Origin of the sequence: Nocardia pseudovaccinii NBRC 100343 (assembly GCF_001613225.1) — a bacterium.
In the GTDB taxonomy this organism is placed as follows: domain Bacteria; phylum Actinomycetota; class Actinomycetes; order Mycobacteriales; family Mycobacteriaceae; genus Nocardia; species Nocardia pseudovaccinii.
This window is the reverse complement of the sequence record NZ_BDBY01000467.1, coordinates 1-2,208: the sequence shown is the minus strand read 5'-3', so window position 1 is coordinate 2,208 and position 2,208 is coordinate 1. Positions and strand designations below refer to the sequence as shown.

Sequence of the window (2,208 nt, the reverse complement as noted above, 5' to 3'; positions counted from 1 at the left end):
CACACCCATTACGCGCACCGCAGTCTTTGATGTCGGCTGGACATCGATCACGGTGTCCGAGAACGAGGTCACCCCTGTGGCGTGGGCGGATCTCGGTGAGCAGGTCCCGCAGGTGGTGTTGCTGGACTGCCCGGCGGGTAATGATCCTGCCACGGTTCGTGCCGCTACTCATGGTGTGTTGCAGGTGCTGCAGTCCTGGTTTGCCGAGCCTCGGTTGGGTGATTCGGTGCTGGTGGTTCGGACTGGTGGTGCGGTATCGGTTGCCGGGGAGGATATTTCGAATCTGGCCGGTGCCGCTGTCGGCGGCCTCGTTCGGGCCGCACAGGCCGAGGGCGTCGGTCGGATCATGTTGGTGGACACCGACTCCGAGCTCGACGGTCTGCTGGGCGGGATTCTGGCGTCAGAGGAACCGCAGGTGGCGGTGCGTGATGGGCAGGTGTACAGAGCACGACTCGGGCGAGTCGTCTCGACCACCGCTCCGGCGCCCGGTTCCTTCGATCCGGGCGACACGGTTCTGATCACCGGTGCCAGCGGCTACCTCGGTGGGCTGTTCGCGCGGCACCTGGTGAAAACCCATGGCGCACGCCATCTGTTGTTGCTCAGCCGACGCGGTGAATCCGGCCCCGGCGCAACGGCATTGCGGGAAGAGTTGCAGCAGCTCGGTGCCGAGGTCGAGTTCATTGCATGCGATGTCGCCGACCGCGGCGCGCTGGCCGAGGTGCTGGCCAGTGTTCCTGCCGCACAACCGCTTACGGGCGTCTTCCACCTCGCCGGTGTGCTCGACGACGGTGCGATCGCGTCGCTGAGTCCGCAGCGGTTGGACGCGGTGCTGGCCCCGAAGGTCGACGCCGCGCTACATCTGCACGAGCTGACCGCCGACCTGCCGTTGAAGGCGTTCGTGCTGTTCAGCTCGGTCGCCGGTGCGTTCGGTAGCCCCGGCCAGGGCAACTACGCCGCGGCCAACGCCTGCCTCGACGCGCTGGCCGCGCACCGTAGGGCAGCCGGGCTGCCCGGTATATCTCTGGCCTGGGGTCTGTGGAGCACGGACGGGGGTATGGCCGCGGAGCTCAGCGACGTCGACCGGCGCCGGATGTCCCGGTCGGGCCTGCTGCCGCTGTCGGCGGACCAGGGTCTCGCCCTGTTCGACGCCGCGACGGGAATGGACACGGCGGCCCTCGTCCTCGCCCGGGTGGATCTCGATGCCATGCGCTCTGCGGGATTCACCGCGCCCGCACTGTTTTCCGCACTGATCCCACAGCGCCGCAGAGCAGTCTCGGGCGCGTCCGCCGCGCTGCGTGCTCGGCTGTCGAGCACTCCCGTCAGCGAGCGTTTCGATGTGCTGCTGGAGATCGTGCGCGGTCAGATCGCCACCGTCCTCGGCCACGAGAACACGAACGCGGTGGCAGCGGACCGGGCCTTCAACGAGCTGGGTTTCGATTCGATCACCGCTGTCGAATTCCGAAATGCGCTGAAGGCGGCCACCGGTCTCTCATTGCCCGCGACCTTGGTGTTCGACTACCCCACGCCGCAGGCTTTGGCGCGGTATCTGGCCGACGAGTTCGCCGGGACCAGCCGCGATGTCGAGGTTACCGCCGTCCGGGCGGTCGACGGCGACCCGATCGCCGTGGTCGGCATGGCCTGCCGTTACCCCGGAGGGGTGAGGTCCCCGGAAGATCTCTGGGAACTCGTGCACACCGGCCGGGACGCGGTATCGACCTTCCCGGTCGACCGCGGCTGGGACCTCAACGGCATCTACGATCCGGAACCCGGCCGCGCGGGCAGGTCCTACACCCGAGAGGGCGGATTCCTGCACACGGCTGCCGATTTCGACGCGGACTTCTTCGGGATCGGTCCCAACGAAGCCGTGATGACCGATCCGCAGCAGCGGCAACTGCTGGAAACCACATGGGAGGCGTTGGAGCGCGCAGGTGTGGATCCGGCGGTGCTGCGCGGTAGTTCGACCGGTGTCTTCACCGGCGTGATGTACCACGACTACGCCCAGGGGACCGGTAACAGCGCCGCAGGCAGCCTGGTGTCCGGTCGCATCGCCTACACCCTCGGGTTGGAGGGCCCGGCCGTGTCGGTGGATACGGCGTGCTCATCGTCTTTGGTGACAATGCATTTGGCGGCGCAGTCGCTGCGGTCGGGGGAGTGCGATCTGGCGTTGGCCGGTGGCGTGACGGTGATGGCGACCCCGGAAACTCTGGT

1 protein-coding gene is annotated in these 2,208 nt (G+C 67.6%); it reads left to right on the top strand.

Annotation, left to right across the window (positions count from 1 at the left end; all coding sequences use genetic code 11):
• Positions 1–52 precede the first annotated feature (52 nt).
• Positions 53–2,208: type I polyketide synthase (locus NP3_RS51275; protein ID WP_218025088.1), on the top strand; the 2,156-nt coding region annotated here is incomplete at its 3' end.